Consider the following 20,198-nt stretch of genomic DNA (forward strand, 5'->3'; position numbering starts at 1 on the left):
TCTCACCGGAGATCTCTCAAAAATGTCTTCAGGCGTACTTAGCTTTAACCTCGTCCGCGACGTTACGCGGAACGTCCGCGTAATGCGCAAACTGCATCGTGTACTGCGCGCGACCTGTCGACATCGAACGCAGCGTATTGATGTAGCCGAACATGTTGGCGAGCGGGACATACGCACGGATGACCGTCGCGTTGCCGCGCATCTCCTGCGTGCGGATCTGACCGCGCCGCGAGTTAATGTCGCCGATGATACCGCCGACGAATTCGCCCGGCGACACGACTTCGACGTCCATGACGGGCTCGAGAATCTTGACGCCCGCCTTTTCGCAGCCTTCCTTCATGGCGGCGCGCGTCGCGATTTCGAATGCGATCGCGGACGAGTCCACTTCGTGGAACGCGCCGTCATAGAGGTTGACCTTCATGTCGACCATCGGGAAGCCGATCAGGATACCGTTGTCCCAGACCGACTTGACGCCCTTTTCGACGCCCGGAATGTATTCCTTCGGGATCGAACCGCCGACGATCGTCGTCGAGAATTCGTTGCCCTTACCGACTTCGTTCGGCTCGAGCTTCAGCTTGACGCGCGCGAACTGCCCCGTGCCGCCCGTCTGCTTCTTATGCGTGTAATCGATCTCGGTCGGACGAGCGAGCGTTTCGCGGTAGGCGACCTGCGGTGCGCCGGTCATCGCTTCAACGCCATACGTGCGCTTCAGGATATCGACTTTGATGTCGAGATGAAGTTCGCCCATGCCCTTGAGGATCGTCTCGCCGGACTCGGGGTGAACCGAGACGCGGAAGGACGGATCTTCGAGCGACATCGTATTGAGCGCGATCGCCATCTTCTCCTGATCGGCCTTCGTCTTCGGCTCGATCTTCATTTCGATGACGGGTTCCGGGAACTCCATCTTTTCGAGAATGACAGGCTTCGACGGATCGCAGAGCGTTTCGCCCGTACGCGTGTCCTTCAGACCCTGCAGAGCGACGATGTCGCCAGCATAGGCTTCTTTGATTTCTTCGCGGTCGGCGGCGTGCATCAGATACATGCGGCCGGCGCGCTCTTTCTTGTCGCGCGACGTGTTAGCGAGCGCCATGCCCTGCTCGAGCTTGCCCGAGTAGATGCGGCAGAACGTGATCGAGCCGACGTGCTCGAAGCTCATGATCTTGAAGGCGATCAGCGACAGCGGCTCGCTGTCGGAAGGCTTGCGAAGAAGATCTTCGCCAGTCTTCGGATCGATACCCTTATAAGCTTCACGATCGACAGGCGACGGCAGGAAGTCGACGACGGCGTCGAGCAGCGGCTGCACGCCCTTGTTCTTGAAGGCCGAACCGCAGAACATCGGGTAGAACGCGCCCTTGACGGTCGCCTTGCGGATGAGCTTGCGAAGCGTATCGGCATCCGGCTCGTTGCCTTCGAGGAACGCCTCAAGCGCGGCATCGTCCATTTCGACGGCGGCTTCGATCATCGCCGCGCGGAATTCGTTGGCCTTATCGACGAGATCAGCAGGGATCTCGCCCTCGGTCATCTTTGCGTCTTTCGCGTCACCATCCCAGGTGTACGCCTTCATCTTGATGAGATCGACGACGCCGCGGAAATTCGACTCAGCGCCGATCGGAATCTGCAGCGGAACCGGACGCGCGCCGAGTTTCGTCTTGATGTCTTCGACGCACATGTAGAAGTCGGCGCCGGTCTTATCCATCTTGTTGGCGAAGATAACGCGCGGGACGTTATACTTGTCGCCTTGGCGCCAGACGGTTTCCGTCTGCGGTTCGACGCCCTGGTTCGAGTCAAGAACGCAAACCGCGCCATCGAGCACGCGCAGCGAACGCTCGACTTCGATCGTGAAGTCGACGTGGCCTGGGGTGTCGATGATGTTCAGGCGGCGCTTCTTGCCGTCGCGGCCAACCCAGAAACAGGTCGTCGCGGCCGACGTGATCGTGATGCCGCGCTCGGCTTCCTGATCCATGAAGTCCATCGTCGCGGCGCCGTCATGGACTTCGCCGATCTTGTAGGACTTGCCGGTGAAATAGAGAATCCGCTCCGTAGTCGTGGTCTTTCCAGCATCAATGTGAGCCATGATGCCGAAATTGCGGTAATCCTCGATCGGGTACTGTCGGGCCATTGGGTGCCTCGAAAATCCTTAAAAGTCTGTCCTACCAGCGGTAGTGCGAGAAGGCGCGGTTGGCTTCCGCCATCTTGTGCGTGTCTTCGCGCTTCTTGACGGCGGTGCCGCGATTGTTTGCTGCATCGAGCAATTCGCCCGAAAGCTTGTCGATCAGGGTCGACTCGTTGCGCGAACGTGCGGCAGCGATGAGCCAACGGATCGCGAGAGCCTGACGGCGCTCGTTACGAACTTCGACCGGCACCTGATACGTGGCGCCACCGACGCGGCGAGAACGCACCTCGACCGCCGGCATGACGTTGTCGAGCGCCTGACGGAAGAGATCGAGCGGGTTCGCCTTGCCCTTCTGTTCCATCTTATCGAACGCACCATAAACCATGCGCTCAGCGACGGACTTCTTTCCGTGCTCCATCACCGCGTTCATGAACTTGGTGACGACGAGGTCGTTGAACTTCGGATCCGGGATCACTTCCCGCTTTTGCGCCGCGTGACGACGAGACATTCTGACTGACCCTTCGCTTCAATTCTGCTTGTGATGGGCCAGACAATCCGGCCCGAAACATCGGCCGCTTACTTCGGCCGCTTCGCACCGTATTTCGAACGCCGCTGACGGCGGGCTGCAACGCCCTGCGTATCGAGCACGCCGCGGACGATGTGATAACGAACGCCCGGCAAGTCCTTCACGCGGCCGCCGCGGATGAGCACCACAGAGTGCTCCTGCAGGTTATGGCCTTCGCCCGGGATATAGCCGATGACTTCAAAGCCGTTGGTCAGCCGGATCTTGGCGACCTTACGAAGCGCCGAGTTCGGCTTCTTCGGCGTCGTCGTATAAACGCGCGTGCAGACGCCCCGCTTCTGCGGGCAGGCTTCCATGTGGCGCGATTTCTCGCGATAGACCGGCTTCACGCGCGGCTTACGGATCAACTGTTGTATCGTCGGCATTCGCCCAATCCTACTTCATGACCCATCCCCACATGGGGATACGCCAAGCAAACCTGCCAGGTGCGAAAGTCGCCCCTGGCATGAAAAAACCAGAGGATCGTGCCGCCCGTTCAGGTGGCAGATCATGGCCCGTCGATATGCTCTGCTTTATAAACGGGAGCGTTTAGGCCCAAAATGGCGCTAAGAGCGCCGGACGACCTACCACCTTCCGTGAGAGTGGGCGGAGCTATATATGCACCCGCAATATTGGTCAACAGCCCGGCCCGCATCGAAAGAGATTATTTTCGCCCGTTCATGCCGAAATCGGCAAATTGAGCTGCGACCGGTTGTCTGCCCGAAGAATTTACCGCCGTCACCGCAACGTAAATTTAAGCACGCGACGCGCGATGGCTTTGATTCACCCGCCTTGCGCTAAAATAGAACGGCCGCCTCTTGAGGAGACGGCCGTTCAAACAATCAATCAGCTCAGATCGAAGCCGCGCGTCACTCTGCGGCTTCTTCCTGCGGACGGCGGCGGCGGCGCGCTGCCGGACCTGACGTTCCGTCGGGCGAAGGCAGATTGCCCGACTTCGCCTTTTCCTTCGCGATCAGATCATCGCGCTGCGTCGCAACCTTGCGGAGCTGGCGCAGCATGCCGCCCGTACCGGCCGGAATCAGACGGCCGACGATGACGTTCTCTTTCAGGCCTTCGAGCGTATCCGACTTGCCGTTGACCGCAGCGTCGGTGAGAACGCGCGTCGTTTCCTGGAACGATGCCGCCGAGATGAAGGACCGCGTCTGCAGCGAGGCCTTGGTGATGCCGAGCAGAACCGGCGTCGCCGTTGCTGCCCGCTTGCCGGCCTTCTGAGCCGCGGCATTGACCTCGTCGAACTCGATCTTGTCGAGCTGCTCGCCCTTGATCAGTTCCGTCTCGCCGGCGTCCGTGATCTCGACCTTCTGCAGCATCTGGCGAACGATCACCTCGATGTGCTTGTCGTTGATCGTCACGCCCTGCAGACGATAGACGTCCTGGATCTCGTTGATCAGATAGTTCGCGAGTTCCTCGACGCCCTTGATCGCCAGGATGTCGTGCGGTGCCGGGTTTCCGTCGTAGACGAAATCGCCACGCTCGACGCGGTCGCCGTGCTGGACAGCCAAGCTCTTGCCGCGCGGGATCAAGTATTCGACCGGCTCTGCCGACTCGTCGTCAGGCTTGATCGTGATGCGCTGCTTGTTCTTGTAGTCCTTGCCGAACTCGATCGTGCCCGAGATATCCGCCAGGATCGCGTGATCCTTGGGACGCCGCGCTTCGAAGAGTTCCGCGACACGCGGCAGACCGCCCGTGATATCGCCCGACTTCGCCGACGCCGTCGGAATACGCGCAAGCACGTCGCCCGCCTTCACTTCGCTGCCGCGATCGACCGAAAGAACGGCATCGACCGACAGCAGATAGCGTGCGTCGCCGCCGCGCGCGACCTTGATCGGCTTGCCTTTCGAGTCCTTGATCACGATCGCCGGCTTCAGCTCGGCGCCGCGCGGAGAGGCCCGCCAATCGACGATGACGCGGTTGGACGTACCCTTCATTTCGTCGGTCTGCTCGCGAACCGATGCGCCTTCGATCAAATCCTCGAAGTCGACCGAGCCGTTGGCTTCCGACAGAATCGGACGGGTGTACGGATCCCACTGCGCGATCTTCGTGCCGCGCTTCACGGTATCGCCTTCGTCGACGAAGACGCGGGCGCCGTAGGTGATCTTGTGCGTCGCGAGTTCCTTGCCGGACTGGTCGACGATGATGACCGACATGATGCGGCTCGTCGCGACGTTCTGGCCCTTCGAATCCTTCGCGATGGCGCGGTTCTTGAGCTTCACCGTGCCGTTGAAGTTGGACTCGATGAACGACGAGTCGACGAGGTTCGCCGTGCCGCCGATGTGGAACGTACGCATCGTGAGCTGCGTGCCGGGTTCACCGATCGACTGCGCGGCGATGACGCCGACAGCTTCACCGATGTTGACCGGCGTACCGCGCGCGAGGTCGCGGCCATAGCACTTGGCGCAAACGCCGCTGATCGTCTCGCAGGTCAGCACCGAGCGGATGCGGACTTCCTGGATCTCGGCCTTGGCGATCGCCTCGGCATGGCGTTCTTCAATCAGTTCGCCATTGGCAACGATGACTTCGCCCGAGGCCGGATGCGTGATGTCTTCCGCAGCCGTACGGCCAAGCACGCGCGCCGCGAGCGACACGATAACCTGACCGGCGTCGACGACGGCCTGCACGTTGATGCCGGCATCGGTTCCGCAATCGACTTCCGAGATGATCGCATCCTGCGCGACGTCGACGAGACGGCGCGTCAGGTATCCGGAGTTCGCCGTCTTCAAGGCGGTGTCAGCCAGACCCTTGCGGGCGCCGTGCGTCGAGTTGAAGTACTCGAGAACGGAGAGGCCTTCCTTGAAGTTCGAGATGATCGGCGTCTCGATGATTTCGCCCGAAGGCTTCGTCATCAGGCCGCGCATACCGGCGAGCTGCTTCATCTGCGCCGGCGAACCGCGCGCACCCGAGTGGCTCATCATGTAGACCGAGTTGATCGGCCGGTCGCGGCCGGTCTTCGGATCTTTCTGAACCGCGGAGATGCGATCCATCATTTCTTTCGCGATCTGGTCGGTGCAACGCGACCACGCGTCGACGACCTTGTTGTACTTCTCGAGCTGCGTGATCAGGCCGTCCTGATACTGCTGCTCGAAATCGCGAACTTCGACGTTGGTCTTCTCGACGATCTTTTCCTTGCTGTCCGGGATCTGCATGTCGTCCTTGCCGAACGAGATGCCGGCCTTGAACGCATGGTGGAAGCCCAGCGCCATGATGCGGTCGCAGAAGATAACCGTCTCTTTCTGACCGCAGTTGCGGTAGACGGCGTCGATCATGCCCGAGATGTTCTTCTTCGTCAGAAGCTGGTTGACGAGCGCGAACTTGACGCCCGGCATCTTCGGCAGGTTCTGAGCCAGAAGCAGACGGCCCGGCGTCGTCTCGTGAATTTCGACGACCTCTTCGCCAGCGTCGTTCGTCGTGATGAAGCGGCCCTTGACCTTGGCGTGCAGCGACACGGCCTTGGCTTCGAGCGCGTGCTGCACTTCGTTGATCGAACCGAACAGCATGCCTTCGCCGGGCTCGCCTTCACGCTGCATCGAAAGGTAATAAAGACCGAGCACGATGTCCTGCGACGGCACGATGATCGGCAAGCCGTTCGCCGGATGCAGGATGTTGTTCGTCGACATCATCAGGACGCGCGCTTCGAGCTGCGCTTCGAGCGACAGCGGAACGTGCACGGCCATCTGGTCGCCGTCGAAGTCAGCGTTGAACGCGGCGCAGACCAGCGGGTGAAGCTGGATCGCCTTGCCTTCGATCAGTTGTGGCTCGAACGCCTGAATGCCGAGACGGTGCAGCGTCGGCGCACGGTTCAGCATCACCGGATGTTCGCGGATGACCTCGTCGAGGACGTCCCAGACTTCCGGCTTTTCTTTTTCGACGAGCTTCTTCGCCTGCTTCACGGTCGCCGCCTGACCGAGCGTCTGCAGACGCGCATAGATGAACGGTTTGAACAGCTCGAGCGCCATCTTCTTCGGCAGGCCGCACTGGTGCAGCTTGAGTTCCGGACCGACGACGATGACCGAACGGCCGGAATAGTCGACGCGCTTGCCGAGCAGGTTCTGACGGAAGCGGCCCTGCTTGCCCTTCAGCATGTCGGCGAGCGACTTCAGCGGACGCTTGTTGGCGCCGGTGATGACGCGGCCGCGACGGCCGTTATCGAACAGCGCATCGACCGCTTCCTGAAGCATGCGCTTCTCGTTGCGGATGATGATGTCGGGCGCACGCAGTTCCATCAGCCGCTTCAGACGATTGTTGCGGTTGATGACGCGGCGATAAAGATCGTTGAGGTCCGACGTGGCGAAGCGGCCGCCATCGAGCGGCACGAGCGGACGCAGTTCCGGCGGAATGACCGGAACCTGCGTCAGGATCATCCACTCCGGACGGTTGCCCGACTCCATGAACGCTTCGATGACCTTGAGGCGCTTGCCGAGCTTCTTGGGCTTCAGCTCGGTCGTTGCCTCAGCGATTTCCTGACGGAGATCGACGGCGATCTTCGGAAGGTCCATCGCCGACAGCAACTCGCGGATCGCTTCCGCGCCGATGCCGGCCGTGAACGTATCGGCGCCGTACTCATCGATCGCCTGGTTGTACTGCTCTTCCGTAAGCAGCTGCTTTTCCTGGAACGGCGTCGTGCCCGGCTCGATGACGACGTAGTTCTCGAAATAGAGAACGCGCTCGAGATCCTTGAGCGCCATGTCCATGAGCAGGCCGATGCGCGACGGCAGCGACTTGAGGAACCAGATGTGCGCGACCGGCGCCGCAAGCTCGATGTGGCCCATGCGCTCGCGGCGAACCTTTGCAAGCGTCACCTCGACGCCGCACTTTTCGCAGATCAGGCCCTTGTACTTCATGCGCTTGTACTTGCCGCACAAGCATTCGTAGTCCTTGATCGGTCCGAAGATGCGCGCGCAGAACAGGCCGTCGCGCTCGGGCTTGAAGGTCCGGTAGTTGATCGTCTCGGGCTTCTTGATCTCGCCGTACGACCAGGAAAGGATATCCTCGGGCGAGGCGATCGAAATGCGGATCTGGTCGAAGGTCGGGATCGGAGCCTGCGATTTAAAGATATTGGTGATTTCGTTCATCGGCTGTCTCCTCGAGGGCTCAGCGGGGCAACGCCAGGCCCGTGGAATTTTCAGGCCCTCATCCCGCTGGGCGGGAAGAGGGTTCGGGTAAGGGGCAGCAGCGTCGTCGCGTGAGACTGCCCCTCACCCCGGTCCTCCCCCCGCACGCGGGGAGAGGTGAGATTGTGTTATTCGGCTGCCGGGGGCAGCTGTGCCTGCGGCGCTTCCGGTTCGGCTTCTTCCACTTCCGGAGGCTGCGCTTCGCTGTTGACGAGCTCGACGTTGAGGCCGAGCGCACGCATTTCCTTGACGAGCACGTTGAAGCTTTCGGGAACGCCGGCTTCGAAGGCATCGTCGCCGCGAACGATCGCTTCGTAGACCTTGGTGCGGCCCGCAACGTCGTCCGACTTCACCGTCAGCATTTCCTGCAGCGTGTAGGCGGCGCCGTACGCTTCCAGCGCCCAGACCTCCATTTCGCCGAAACGCTGACCGCCGAACTGCGCCTTGCCACCCAGCGGCTGCTGCGTGACGAGCGAGTACGGTCCAATCGAACGCGCGTGGATCTTGTCGTCGACAAGATGGTGCAGCTTCAGAACGTACTTGTAGCCGACGGTAACTTTCCGATCGAACGGCTCGCCGGAGCGGCCGTCGAACAGCGTCACCTGACCTGACGTGTCGAAACCTGCAAGCTGCAGCATCTCGACGATATCCTTTTCGCGCGCGCCATCGAACACCGGCGTCGCGATGGGAACACCATTGCGCAGGTTTTCGGCGATACCGACGAGTTCATCGTCCTTCATCGTCGGCTTGATCTCGTCGCCGTAGACCTTCGCCATTTGATCGCGCAACGCCTTCGCCTGCCCACTCTCGTGGAACTGATGCAATGCGTCGTCGATCAGGCGGCCGAGACCGCGGCAAGCCCAGCCCATGTGCGTTTCGAGGATCTGTCCGACGTTCATGCGGCTCGGCACGCCGAGCGGGTTCAGAACGACGTCGACCGGCGTGCCGTCCTCGAGGAACGGCATGTCTTCCGACGGGACGATCATCGACACGACGCCCTTGTTGCCGTGACGGCCGGCCATCTTGTCGCCCGGCTGGATCTTGCGCTTCACGGCGACGAAGACTTTGACCATCTTCATGACGCCCGGAGGCAGCTCGTCGCCGCGCTGCAGCTTGTCGACCTTGTCGGCGAAGCGCAGGCCGAGACCCTTCTTCGCGTCTTCGTACTGCTTCTGAATGGCTTCGACTTCGGCCTGCGCCTTTTCGTTCGCGAGACCGATTTCCCACCACTGGCTGCGCGGAATGTCGTCGAGGATCGCGGTGTCGATCGTGGTGCCCTTGCGAGCGCCCTTCGGACCCTTGGCGACTTCCTTGCCCATCAGCGCGTCTTTGAGACGTGCGTAGACGTTGCGGTCGAGGATCTGCAGCTCGTCGTCGCGGTCCTTGGCGAGGCGTTCGATTTCCTCGCGCTCGATCGCCATCGCACGCTCGTCTTTTTCGACGCCGTGACGGTTGAAGACGCGCACTTCGACGATCGTTCCGGCGACGCCCGGCGGCAGACGCAGCGACGTATCGCGAACGTCGGACGCCTTCTCGCCGAAGATGGCGCGGAGCAGCTTCTCTTCCGGCGTCATCGGGCTCTCGCCCTTCGGCGTGATCTTGCCGACGAGAATGTCGCCCGGATGCACTTCGGCGCCGATATAGACGATGCCGGCTTCGTCGAGGTTCTTCAGCGCTTCTTCCGAGACGTTCGGAATATCGCGTGTGATTTCCTCAGGCCCGAGCTTCGTGTCGCGCGCCATCACCTCGAATTCCTCGATGTGAATCGAGGTGAACACGTCCTCCGAGACGACGCGCTCGTTCATCAGGATCGAGTCTTCGAAGTTGTAGCCCATCCACGGCATGAACGCGACGAGCACGTTCTTGCCGAGCGCCAGTTCGCCGAGTTCGGTCGACGGACCGTCGGCGATGATGTCGCCCGCATGCACATGGTCGCCGACGTTGATCAGCGGCCGCTGGTTGATGCAGGTGTTCTGGTTCGAGCGCTGGAACTTGCGCAGACGATAGATGTCGACGCCCGGCTTCGAGGGGTCCTGCTCTTCCGTCGCGCGGATAACGATACGCGTCGCATCGACCTGATCGACGATGCCCGTGCGGCGCGCGGCGATCGCGGCGCCCGAGTCATGCGCGACGCGCTCTTCCATGCCGGTGCCGACCAGCGGCGCTTCCGCCTTGATCAGCGGCACGGCCTGACGCTGCATGTTCGAGCCCATCAGCGCGCGGTTGGCGTCGTCGTTCTCGAGGAACGGAATCAACGCCGCGGCGACCGACACGAGCTGCTTCGGCGACACGTCGATGTAATCGACCTTGTCCGTCGGGACGAGCGTCACGTCGCCGTTGTGGCGGATGGTGACGAGGTCTTCCGTCATCTTGCCCTTGGCGTCGATCTCGGCATTCGCCTGCGCAACGTGATGGCGCATCTCTTCCATGGCGGAAAGATAGACGACCTCGTTCGTCACACGGCCGTTGATGACCTTGCGATACGGGCTCTCGATGAAGCCGTACTTGTTGACGCGTGCGAACGTCGCGAGCGAGTTGATGAGGCCGATGTTCGGGCCTTCAGGCGTCTCGATCGGGCAGATGCGGCCGTAGTGCGTCGGATGCACGTCGCGGACTTCGAAGCCCGCGCGCTCACGCGTCAGACCGCCCGGTCCAAGAGCCGAAAGACGGCGCTTGTGGGTGATTTCCGACAGCGGGTTTGTCTGGTCCATGAACTGCGAAAGCTGCGAGGAACCGAAGAACTCGCGCACGGCAGCGGCGGCCGGCTTCGCGTTGATCAGATCCTGCGGCATCACCGTGTCGATATCGACCGACGACATGCGCTCCTTGATGGCGCGCTCCATGCGCAGCAAGCCGACGCGATACTGATTTTCCATCAGCTCGCCGACCGAGCGCACACGGCGGTTGCCGAGATGGTCGATGTCGTCGATCTCGCCCTTGCCGTCGCGGAGATCGACAAGCGTCTTCACGACCGCAAGGATGTCTTCCCTGCGGAGAACGCGCATCGTATCCGGCGCATCGAGTTCGAGGCGCATGTTCATCTTCACCCGGCCAACTGCCGAGAGGTCGAACCGTTCCGGGTCGAAGAACAGGCCGTGGAACAGCGCGGTCGCCGCTTCGATCGTCGGCGGCTCACCCGGGCGCATGACCCGGTAGATGTCCATCAGCGCTTCCTGCTGATTGGCGTTCTTGTCGATGTTCAACGTATTGCGGATGAACGCGCCGACGTTGACGTAGTCGATGTCGAGGATATGGAATTCCTTGACCTTCTGCTCCTTGAGTTCGGCGAGCAGATTGGCGTCGAGTTCGTCGCCAGCTTCCGCGAAGATCTTGCCGGTCTCGAGATCGACGATGTCTTCCGCGATGAAGCGCCCGGCGAGATCTTCAGCCGAGATCAGGATTTCCTTGACGCCGCTTTCGGCAAGCTCACGCGCACGCCGTGCCGTGATCTTCTCACCCTGGCGCGCGATGACTTCACCCGTCTTCGCATCGGCGATGTCCGACTGCGGTGTGATGCCCCGGAACTTCTCCGGAATGTACGGCATCTTCCAGCCGCGCTTCGATTCCTTGATCGGGATGTGCTTGTAGAAGTGCGCGAGGATCTGCTCGTCGTCGAGGCCCAGCGCATACAGCATCGTCGTCACCGGCAGCTTGCGGCGACGGTCGATGCGCACGTAGACGATATCCTTCGCGTCGAACTCGAAGTCGAGCCACGAACCGCGATACGGAATGATGCGAGCCGCGAACAACAGCTTGCCGGACGAATGCGTCTTGCCGCGATCGTGGTCGAAGAAGACGCCCGGCGAGCGGTGCATCTGCGAGACGATCACGCGCTCGGTGCCGTTGATGATGAAGGTGCCGTTCAGCGTCATGAGCGGCATGTCGCCCATGTAGACGTCCTGCTCCTTGACGTCCTTGATCGACTTGGAGCCCGTCTCTTCGTTGATATCAAACACGATGAGGCGCAGCTTCACCTTGAGCGGCGCCGCATACGTCATGTCGCGCTGCATGCACTCGTCGGTGTCGAACTTCGGCGGTTCGAACTCATAGCTGACAAATTCGAGAGTCGACTTGCCGGCGAAATCCGAAATCGGAAACACGCCCTTGAAAACCGACTGCAAGCCGAAATCATCCGACCTGCCGCCCGGAGGTTCCTTGACCATCAGAAAGTCGTCATAGGATGCTTTCTGAACCTCAATGAGATTCGGCATCTCAGCGACTTCGCCGATAGAACCAAACTGCTTGCGGAGGCGTTTGCGGCTTGTGAGGGTTTGAGCCATGTCGGTCCCTTCGTGCTCTCGTATGCGGGGGAGGCCCCGCGATCCAATTTTCGGCCGTCGAGCACCCCGAACTGACGGGGGCGCTCCTGAAACGGTTCACCGGAGGGCCCTTTTCGAGGTTGCTCGAACCTCAGGCCCTCCGGAAAACCGTTCTTCATTTGCGCATTCCGACTCTCCTCCACAGAGCCGGCCGGAAGGCGCGGTATGAATAGACATCGACACCGACCGGGAGCGGCCCGGCCGGTGTCGATGGATCATCACTTCACTTCGACGACGGCGCCCTGATCTTCGAGCTGCTTCTTCAGCTTCTGGGCTTCGTCCTTCGAAACGCCTTCCTTCACGGTCTTGCCGCCGGCCTCGACGAGGTCCTTGGCTTCCTTCAGGCCGAGACCCGTGATGGCGCGAACTTCCTTGATGACGTTGATCTTCTTGTCGCCACCCGACTTCAGGATGACGGTGAACTCCGTCTGCTCTTCGGCAGGAGCGGCAGCAGCGCCGGCACCCGGAGCAGCAGCGACGGCGACAGCAGCAGCGGCCGAAACGCCCCACTTCTCTTCGAGAGCCTTGGCGAGTTCAGCAGCTTCGAGCACGGTGAGGCTCGACAGGTCATCAACGATTTTCTCGATCTTCGACATATATAGTGTCCTTACGGTTTGAACCTAGAGGTTGAGTTGCAGCACCCTGTCCCAGGGCTTGCGCTGCGTTAGCGTTTGCGGGCTCGAAAGCCCCACAACAGTCGTCAGCCAGCTATGCGGCCTCGCCTTTTGCTGCCTTGGCCTGAATGACGCGTGCGAGCTGGGCTCCCGGCTCCTTGACGGTCCGAGCGATTTTCGTCGCCGGAGCGTTGAGAAGACCGATGAGTTTGGCGCGCAGTTCATCAAGCGATGGCAGGTCGGCGAGCGCTTTCACGCCGTTCGCGTCGAGGATGGTCTTGCCCATCGCGCCGCCGAGGATCACGAGCTTTTCGTTCGCCTTGGCATACGTAACGGCAGCCTTCGCCGCGGCGATCGGGTCTTTCGAGAAGGCCAGAATGGTCGGCCCCTTCAACAAACCTGAAAGCTGTTCGGCGTCGGTATCCTTGAGCGCGAGCTGCGCCAGCTTGTTCTTGGCCACTTTCACAGAGCCGCCAGCGTCTTTGACGCGCTTGCGGAAATCTGCGGATTGGGCGGCCACGAGGCCGGTGTTGTGGGCGACCACAACCACGCCGGTGCTTTTCAGCTCGGCATGGAGATGATCGATGAGCTCACGTTTCGCGGCTCTATCCACGTCTCGTCTCCTTGCTGCGAAGCCTCATTCGCGAAGCTCCGCGGGTTGCACCTTGCCGCCCGTCCCGCGAGCGGAATCGGACGACGGGTAGTCTGTCCTCGTTCCCGTGCACCGCTTGAACGGCGGCACGGTGCTGACCCAGAAGGTTCAAACCGAATGCGAGGCCTGCGCCTCAAATCCGATCCACTTCTGTCTCATGCAGGCTCTCCCGGAAGAGATTTCGGCCGACCCGCGAACGGGCTGGCACCTACAGTCTCGGACAGTTTCGAACCGGAGCTCGAAAGCCCCGGTCCGGGTTTTCCGGGTTGCCCCGGAATTCGCAAAAATCTTAGACCACGGGTCCCGACGAAACGGTCGCGGTGTCGAGCTTGAGGCCGGGCCCCATCGTCGACGACACCGACACCTTCTTCAGGTACGTGCCCTTGGAGCCCGTCGGCTTGGCCTTCACGACCGCATCAACGAACGCCTTGATGTTCTGGACGAGCGCTTCCTGCGAGAAGCTCGCCTTGCCGACGCCGGCGTGAACGATGCCGGCCTTCTCGACGCGGAACTCGACGGAACCGCCCTTGGCGCCCTTGACGGCGGTGGTGACGTCCATCGTCACCGTTCCGACGCGCGGGTTCGGCATCAGGCCGCGCGGGCCCAACACTTTGCCGAGGCGTCCGACAAGACCCATCATGTCCGGCGTCGCGATGCAGCGATCGAAGTTGATCGTGCCCTTCGAGACGATCTCGACGAGGTCTTCCGCGCCAACGATGTCCGCGCCCGCTGCCTTGGCTTCGTCAGCCTTGGCGCCCTTCGCGAAAACAGCGACGCGCGCCGTGCGGCCCGAGCCGTTCGGCAGATTGCAGACGCCGCGCACCATCTGATCGGCGTGCTTGGGATCGACGCCGAGGTTGACTGCGACTTCGATCGTCTCGTCGAACTTCGCCTTGGCGCGGTCCTTCAGGATCTTCACGGCTTCGTCGACGCCATAAGACTTGCCTGCGGGCAGTCCCTGCTTGACGACGAGCATGCGCTTGCCGCCGGCTTCGCGCGTTTCCTTGATCTTCTCAGCGCTGATTTGAGCTTTTGCCATCGGACTACTCCACCACCTTGAGACCCATCGAGCGCGCGCTGCCTGCAAGCGTGCGGGCGGCGGCATCGATATCGTCGGTGTTCATGTCCTTGAGCTTGCCCTTGGCAATCTCTTTCAGCTGCGCAATCGTCACCTGTCCGGCAACCGCACGGCCCGGCTCCTTGGAGCCCGTGCCACCCTTGCCCGTCGGACGAAGGCCCGCGGCCTTCTTGATCAGGAAGGTTGCAGGCGGGTTACGCATCTCGAACGTGAAGGAACGGTCGGAATAGACCGTGATCTTCACCGGGATCGGCGTGCTCTGCTCAAGATCCTTCGTCTTCGCGTTGAAGGCCTTGCAGAATTCCATGATGTTGACGCCGCGCTGGCCAAGCGCGGGACCGATCGGGGGCGACGGATTCGCCGCGCCTGCCGGCACCTGTAGGTTGATATAGCCGTCGACTTTCTTCGCCATAGTCCCCTTCACTCATTAGAGCGTGAAGACGTCCTCGGACGTCACGCTCAGGGTTAGCGGTTCAACGGGCCGGATCGCTTACCGCGAACTCTGCCCTCCCGCACGTCACCGCCCCAGAGCCGAAACCCCGCCGCGGTTCCCGATGCTGAAGCACCGGAATTCTCGAACTCTCGCGCAATGTCCCGGCACAACGTTCGCCGAAACGTCGCCCTCAACTCGCAATCTTCTCGACCTGCCCGAATTCGAGCTCGACCGGCGTCGGACGGCCGAAGATCGACACAGCGACCTTGACCCGCGACCGCTCCTCGTCGACGTCTTCGACGACGCCCGTGAACGACGCGAACGGGCCGTCGGCAACTTTGACGTTCTCGCCGATCTCGAAGGTGATCGTCGGACGCGGACGCTCGACGCCTTCCTTCACCTGGTTGAGGATGCGCAGCGCTTCATCCTCGGGGATCGGCATCGGCTTGTTGTCGGCACCGAGAAAGCCCGTGACCTTCGGCGTGTTCTTGATCATCACGAACGCCTGGTCGGTCATCTTCATTTTGACGAGCACGTAGCCCGGCAGAAACTTGCGCTCGGTCGGAATCTTGCGGCCGCGCTTGACCTCGACAACCTCTTCGGTCGGCACGACGATCTCTTCGAACAGATCATCAAGACCACCGGCCTTCGCGCGTTCGCGAATGGCGTCGGCGACCTTGCGCTCGAAATTCGTGTAGGCGTGGACGATGTACCAGCGCGTTCCGGCCACCGACTTTTTTTCTTCGCGATCTTGCGCGACAACCATTCTCAAACGCCCTCTAGCGCGTCACCAAGCCAAATACCGAGAGCTGATGCTCAACTGCCCACCCCAAGAACGAAGCGCACGATGTGGCTCAAAACCTGATCGACGAGCAAAAAGAAAACAGAGGCGAACGCGACCATGATGAGCACCATCAAAGTCGTGATCCACACCTCTTTCCATTTCGGCCAGGTGACCTTGGAGACTTCCTGCCGAACTTCCTGGATAAAGGTTATGGGATTGAACTTCGCCATTAAAGTGCTTTCTATGCGCAGATGCGACAACATGCCGCTCCAGCCCCGTCGTTGATTGACCGGGCCGGTCGGCAGATCAGACCTAGCTGAGGCTGGCAGGGGCGGAGGGTCTCGAACCCCCGACCTTCGGTTTTGGAGACCGACGCTCTACCAATTGAGCTACACCCCTTAAACCCGACGCGAGCAAAAGCCCGGGCGTCGCGCAGCCTCTTTCGGGGCGTGTTTCCTTAACTGATGTCATCGCCCTTGTCAGCCCCATGCGCGAGCTTTTTTGTCCCGGCTGCCGTTATTCAATAGAAACCGTCGAACGGTCGGGGCTTCAACGGCCGGTCCAGGGGCCGGGAGCACCGGCACCACCGCCGGGCGACGACTGCGCCGAACCCGCGATCGGTTCGACAACGACGGCCGATCCGTAAGCCAGCACCTCGGTGACGGCGGCTGCAATCTCGTTCGCATCGTATCGCATCGCGATAACGGCATTGGCGCCCATGCTTTGCGCGTGTTCGACCAAGAGATCGAAAGCTTCCTGGCGGGCCTGCTCCGCGAGCTTGGTGTACACGGAGATATTGCCGCCGAAGAAAATCTGAATGGCGGCGCCGAGGTTGCCGACGACACTGCGTGAACGCACCGTCAAACCCCGGACCAGGCCAAGGTGGCGCACGACGCGGTAGCCTTGAATTTCATTCGTCGTAACAACCAGCATGAAAATCCCCTGTTTCGCCCCGCGTCCGGAATTGCGCCGTCAGAACGCAACTTAATGCAAGAGAGCTTGGCTGGCGACCGCTGAAGTTGCAACGCTCGACGTTTGCTCGCCGGACTTTTGCCTTCGCGACAGCGCCGCCGTCGATCACCACCAAACCCAAAGTTGCATCAACACGATCTAAATCGAAGGGGCTTGTCGTCGTCTCGCCTTACGTTATCAGCTTAAATGCCTCACATTCGTGGCGGCACCTGCCCGCCCTCGATACGTTGCCTCCCTGACGACGACTAAATCCCGCCCCTATTATTCGTTCAAAGCCAGCGCCATGACATTCACACCGCATCGTCGAGATGTTCTTTCCGGAGCCTTGGCCGCATCCGTCGCGGGCTGGGCACTTCCCGCACGCGCCGCATCCGTCGGGGCCATGGCGCTCGGAAACGCCGAGCCGTTCTCATTCGACGACCTCAAGATCCGCGCTAAGGAGCTGGCAAAGGCCCCTTACACACCGCCTCCGAAACCGGCCGACTCCGATCCATTGCGCGGCATGACGTTCGATACGTTCGCGCAAGCGATTTACAAGCCCGAGATGGAGCTTTGGCGCGACGTGCCGGGGGCGCAGAAGGTGCGCCTCTTTCCGCAAGGACGTTTCTACGCGGAACCGGTGAGCATCTACGTCATCGAGAACGGCCAGGCACGTCAGGTCGTCTATACGCCCGACCTGTTCAACATGCCTTCCGACCATCCGTTGCGGACGTTGAAGTCTGCCGGATTCGCGGGCTTCCGCCTGATGAGCCGCGGCGGCGTCAGCGACTGGCTCTCGTATCTCGGCGCATCCTATTTCCGTGCCTCTGACCCGCAGGATCAGTACGGCGGATCGGCGCGCGGTCTCGCCATCAACACCGGACGACCGGAAGAATTCCCGCGTTTCACCTCGTTCTGGCTCGAACAGAACGGTGCGGGCATGACGATCTACGCCCTTCTCGAAAGTCAGAGCGTGACCGGCGCCTACCGCATGGACAGCCGCCGCATTCAAGGCGGCCAGGGCGGCGCGTTGCAGGACGTCGAATGCGAACTCTATTTCCGTGCGCCTGTCGACTTGCTCGGCATCGCGCCTTTGACCGGCATGTTCTGGTACGGCGAAAATTCGGGGCACTTCCGCGGCGACTGGCGCCCTGAGGTTCACGACTGCGACGGCCTCTCGCTGTGGACCGGCGCCGGCGAACGCATCTGGCGTCCCGTCGCCAACCCGCCGCGCATCGTCACCAACAGCTTTTCGGATGAAAATCCCAAAGGCTTCGGACTCGTTCAGCGCGACCGCAACTTCGAGAACTATCAGGACGACAGCCTGTTCTACGATCGCCGCCCGAGCATGTGGGTCGAACCGCTCGGCGATTGGGGCAAAGGCTCTGTCAATCTCGTGCAACTGCCGACGACGAACGAGACCGAAGACAACATGGTCGCGTTCTGGACGCCTGAGCAGAAGATCGTCCAAGGCACGGTGATCAATACGAAGTATCGGCTGTATTGGGGCGTCGATGGCCCACCGACCGGCGACGTCGGCCGCATCGTCGCAACGCGCATCGGACTCGGCGGTCTCGGCGGACGCGACCTCGATCTGCGCCACACCAAGCCCGGCGCGCGCAAATTCATGATCGACGTCGAAGGCAAGGTTCTCGAAGAGCAGACCCGCTTCGGCGGCACGCACACGGTCGTGACGACCACGCGCGGCAAGATCTCGGGCGTCGAAGCTTTCCCCGTCGTCGGCACCACGCGTTGGCGAATGATGTTCGACCTCTCTGATCTCGATGGACAAGAGGCCGACCTGCGCGCGTTTCTGCAGAAGGACGGCGTCGCGCTGAGCGAAACCTGGATCTATCAGGCGTTTCCATAAGCGCCGCTCGGAATTCTCAAACGACGCGAACGCTAATTCTTGAAGTCCCTAGTCCCTAATCCCCAGTCCCCTCACTGAAGCCCAATTGTTGCCATCGATTGACGCGACGCTGCGTGACCGCCACGCACTCGGCCTAACCGGTGTCGCATGTCCTATCGCGTCTTCTCTATCCCGCCCAAGGTTCGCATTCGGGAGAACATCGATTTTCCCGGTCCCGTCGTCATTGACGGCACCGTTCTGGGCGACATCAGCTGCATGTCGCTCGTCGTCGGCGAGCGTGGCATCGTCGACGGCACGATCAAGGCCGACCGCGTGACCATCCTCGGCGAAGTCTCGGGCGAGATCTTCGCGACGCACATCACTCTGAAGCCGTCGTCAGCCGTCGCCGCGAATATTTTCCATAAGCATCTCTCCGTGGAAGACGGCTGCCTGTTCGAAGGCAACTCGCGCCGCCACACCGCTCCACTGGAATTGACTTAAGGTCTTCGCTGCTCGTCCGACGCAAAGATTGCAAAGCGTTGGCAAGCGAATTTGCCAGACTTCCACACCCGCTCGATTGATCTGCGGCACCGGCCAGCTAAAACCATTGCTGGCGCGGATGCTGTGCAAGTAAGCGCCGATTTTATTGCGAGCGCCGTTACGGCAAAGCTCGAACGCTGAATGGCGCTAAGCATGCTGCCACTGCATGCATTTCATTTCTCTGACTCGAAGCCAGGAGTGCCGATGTCACGCCCGAAGTACATCCTCTTTGCCTTCGCGATCGCCGCTCTGACATTGACCGGTGCCGGTATCGGCGCGGAAGAAATCAATCACGAGAACGAAGCGTCCTGGGCCAGCATCCGAAAGGATACATTCGGGCAGCAGGAGATGATCGACGGCAAGGGGCTCCTGTCGCTGGAGGCTCCGGAACGCGCCGAAGACGCCGCCGTGGTTCCGATCACGATACGTCTGGCACCTGAACTTGCCGACAACGTCAAATCGCTGACGCTGATCGCCGACGAAAATCCTGCTCCGGTCGTCGCAACATTTACGTATGGAGAAGCGGCAGGACGCGGCCCCCGCACCCTGGCGACGCGCATTCGTGTGGACCGTTACACGTTCGTACGCGCTATCGCGGAAAGCGCGGACGGCAAACTGTATATGACGAAGGCTTTCGTCAAAGCCTCCGGCGGCTGCTCGGCGCCAGCAAGCCGCGACGCCGAGGAAGCCGCGAAATCCATCGGCAAGATGCGCATCAGGACCGCCACGGGCAACGCCGGCAAGTCCGACCTCGGCGAAGTCATGATGCGGCATCCCAATATTTCAGGTTTGGCGATCGACCAGCTTTCGGGAGGATATCCGCCCGCGCGCTTCATCTCGCATTTGTCCGTCACGGCGGACGGCAAACTCGTCTTCGCCATGGAAGGCGGCATCTCGATCAGCGAAGACCCGCATTTCCGGTTCAGCTATCTGCCGGGCGCGAGCGACAGCCTCGAGGTCACTGCTGAAGACACAGAAGGGACGAAGTTCTCAGGACGCTCCGGCAACCCGTCTTGACACCGGCGCCGCCAATTGGCGTTCGCCGCGAGGTTATGGAGCGGGTGATGGGAATCGAACCCACGTATTCAGCTTGGAAGGCTGCTGCTCTACCATTGAGCTACACCCGCATCCTGTAGCCAAAGCAATTGCTTAAGCAATCGCCGCAGCTAGGAAC

The 20,198-nt window shown here is 61.2% G+C and carries 15 protein-coding genes and 2 tRNA genes; 3 read left to right on the forward strand and 14 right to left on the reverse strand.

What is annotated here, in order from left to right; genetic code table 11:
* Positions 1-28 precede the first annotated feature (28 nt).
* The 13 genes from fusA to HYPGJ_RS08785 form a co-directional block, all read right to left on the reverse strand.
* A complete protein-coding gene (gene fusA, locus HYPGJ_RS08725) occupies positions 29-2,119 on the reverse strand; it encodes an elongation factor G (RefSeq protein ID WP_046846879.1) in 2,091 nt (696 codons plus the stop codon).
* A 31-nt stretch (positions 2,120-2,150) separates the two neighbouring features.
* Complete coding sequence (gene rpsG / locus HYPGJ_RS08730; protein WP_046846880.1) at positions 2,151-2,621, reverse strand: 30S ribosomal protein S7; 471 nt, start codon at positions 2,619-2,621, stop codon at positions 2,151-2,153.
* Between the two features lie 68 nt (positions 2,622-2,689).
* On the reverse strand, positions 2,690-3,061 hold the full coding sequence (rpsL, locus tag HYPGJ_RS08735) for a 30S ribosomal protein S12 (RefSeq protein ID WP_013215041.1): 372 nt from the start codon (positions 3,059-3,061) through the stop codon (positions 2,690-2,692).
* A gap of 483 nt (positions 3,062-3,544) precedes the next feature.
* On the reverse strand, positions 3,545-7,765 hold the full coding sequence (gene rpoC / locus HYPGJ_RS08740) for a DNA-directed RNA polymerase subunit beta' (RefSeq protein ID WP_046846881.1): 4,221 nt from the start codon (positions 7,763-7,765) through the stop codon (positions 3,545-3,547).
* Between the two features lie 167 nt (positions 7,766-7,932).
* The gene (gene rpoB / locus HYPGJ_RS08745; RefSeq protein WP_013215039.1) at positions 7,933-12,084 is read right to left on the reverse strand and encodes a DNA-directed RNA polymerase subunit beta; all 4,152 of its coding nucleotides are present in this window, start codon (positions 12,082-12,084) and stop codon (positions 7,933-7,935) included.
* Positions 12,085-12,341: 257 nt separating this feature from the next.
* Entirely contained in the window at positions 12,342-12,719 is a 378-nt protein-coding gene (gene rplL, locus HYPGJ_RS08750; protein WP_013215038.1) for a 50S ribosomal protein L7/L12, read from the reverse strand.
* A gap of 112 nt (positions 12,720-12,831) precedes the next feature.
* A complete protein-coding gene (gene rplJ, locus HYPGJ_RS08755; protein WP_013215037.1) occupies positions 12,832-13,350 on the reverse strand; it encodes a 50S ribosomal protein L10 in 519 nt (172 codons plus the stop codon).
* 328 nt (positions 13,351-13,678) lie between these two features.
* Positions 13,679-14,428, reverse strand: coding sequence for a 50S ribosomal protein L1 (gene rplA / locus HYPGJ_RS08760; protein WP_046846882.1), 750 nt, complete (start codon positions 14,426-14,428; stop codon positions 13,679-13,681).
* A gap of 4 nt (positions 14,429-14,432) precedes the next feature.
* A complete protein-coding gene (gene rplK, locus HYPGJ_RS08765) occupies positions 14,433-14,879 on the reverse strand; it encodes a 50S ribosomal protein L11 (protein WP_046846883.1) in 447 nt (148 codons plus the stop codon).
* Between the two features lie 211 nt (positions 14,880-15,090).
* Complete coding sequence (gene nusG, locus HYPGJ_RS08770) at positions 15,091-15,666, reverse strand: transcription termination/antitermination protein NusG (RefSeq protein WP_013215034.1); 576 nt, start codon at positions 15,664-15,666, stop codon at positions 15,091-15,093.
* Between the two features lie 50 nt (positions 15,667-15,716).
* Positions 15,717-15,914, reverse strand: coding sequence for a preprotein translocase subunit SecE (secE, locus tag HYPGJ_RS08775; RefSeq protein WP_041921556.1), 198 nt, complete (start codon positions 15,912-15,914; stop codon positions 15,717-15,719).
* Between the two features lie 93 nt (positions 15,915-16,007).
* Positions 16,008-16,083, reverse strand: a tRNA-Trp gene (locus HYPGJ_RS08780).
* 150 nt (positions 16,084-16,233) lie between these two features.
* Positions 16,234-16,617 (reverse strand): YbjQ family protein, encoded by a 384-nt coding sequence (locus HYPGJ_RS08785; protein ID WP_046846884.1) that lies wholly within the window; start codon positions 16,615-16,617, stop codon positions 16,234-16,236.
* Between the two features lie 322 nt (positions 16,618-16,939).
* Between HYPGJ_RS08785 and HYPGJ_RS08790 the strand changes: the two genes are divergently transcribed.
* The 3 genes from HYPGJ_RS08790 to HYPGJ_RS08800 all read left to right on the forward strand — a co-directional run bounded on the left by HYPGJ_RS08790 (position 16,940) and on the right by HYPGJ_RS08800 (position 20,041).
* Positions 16,940-18,505 carry a glucan biosynthesis protein D gene (locus HYPGJ_RS08790; RefSeq protein WP_046846885.1) on the forward strand — a complete coding sequence of 522 codons (1,566 nt, stop codon included), beginning with the start codon at positions 16,940-16,942 and terminating at the stop codon, positions 18,503-18,505.
* Positions 18,506-18,652: 147 nt separating this feature from the next.
* Positions 18,653-18,985 (forward strand): polymer-forming cytoskeletal protein, encoded by a 333-nt coding sequence (locus HYPGJ_RS08795; protein WP_046846886.1) that lies wholly within the window; start codon positions 18,653-18,655, stop codon positions 18,983-18,985.
* A gap of 243 nt (positions 18,986-19,228) precedes the next feature.
* Positions 19,229-20,041: a quinoprotein dehydrogenase-associated SoxYZ-like carrier gene (locus tag HYPGJ_RS08800; RefSeq protein ID WP_046846887.1), complete on the forward strand. Its 813-nt coding sequence runs from the start codon at positions 19,229-19,231 to the stop codon at positions 20,039-20,041.
* A 36-nt stretch (positions 20,042-20,077) separates the two neighbouring features.
* On the opposite strand, the gene HYPGJ_RS08805 is transcribed toward HYPGJ_RS08800, so the two are convergent.
* Positions 20,078-20,151: transfer RNA gene (locus tag HYPGJ_RS08805), tRNA-Gly, on the reverse strand.
* Positions 20,152-20,198: the final 47 nt, after the last annotated feature.

The sequence above is a fragment of the Hyphomicrobium sp. GJ21 genome, from assembly GCF_001006785.1.
Classification (GTDB): domain Bacteria; phylum Pseudomonadota; class Alphaproteobacteria; order Rhizobiales; family Hyphomicrobiaceae; genus Hyphomicrobium_B.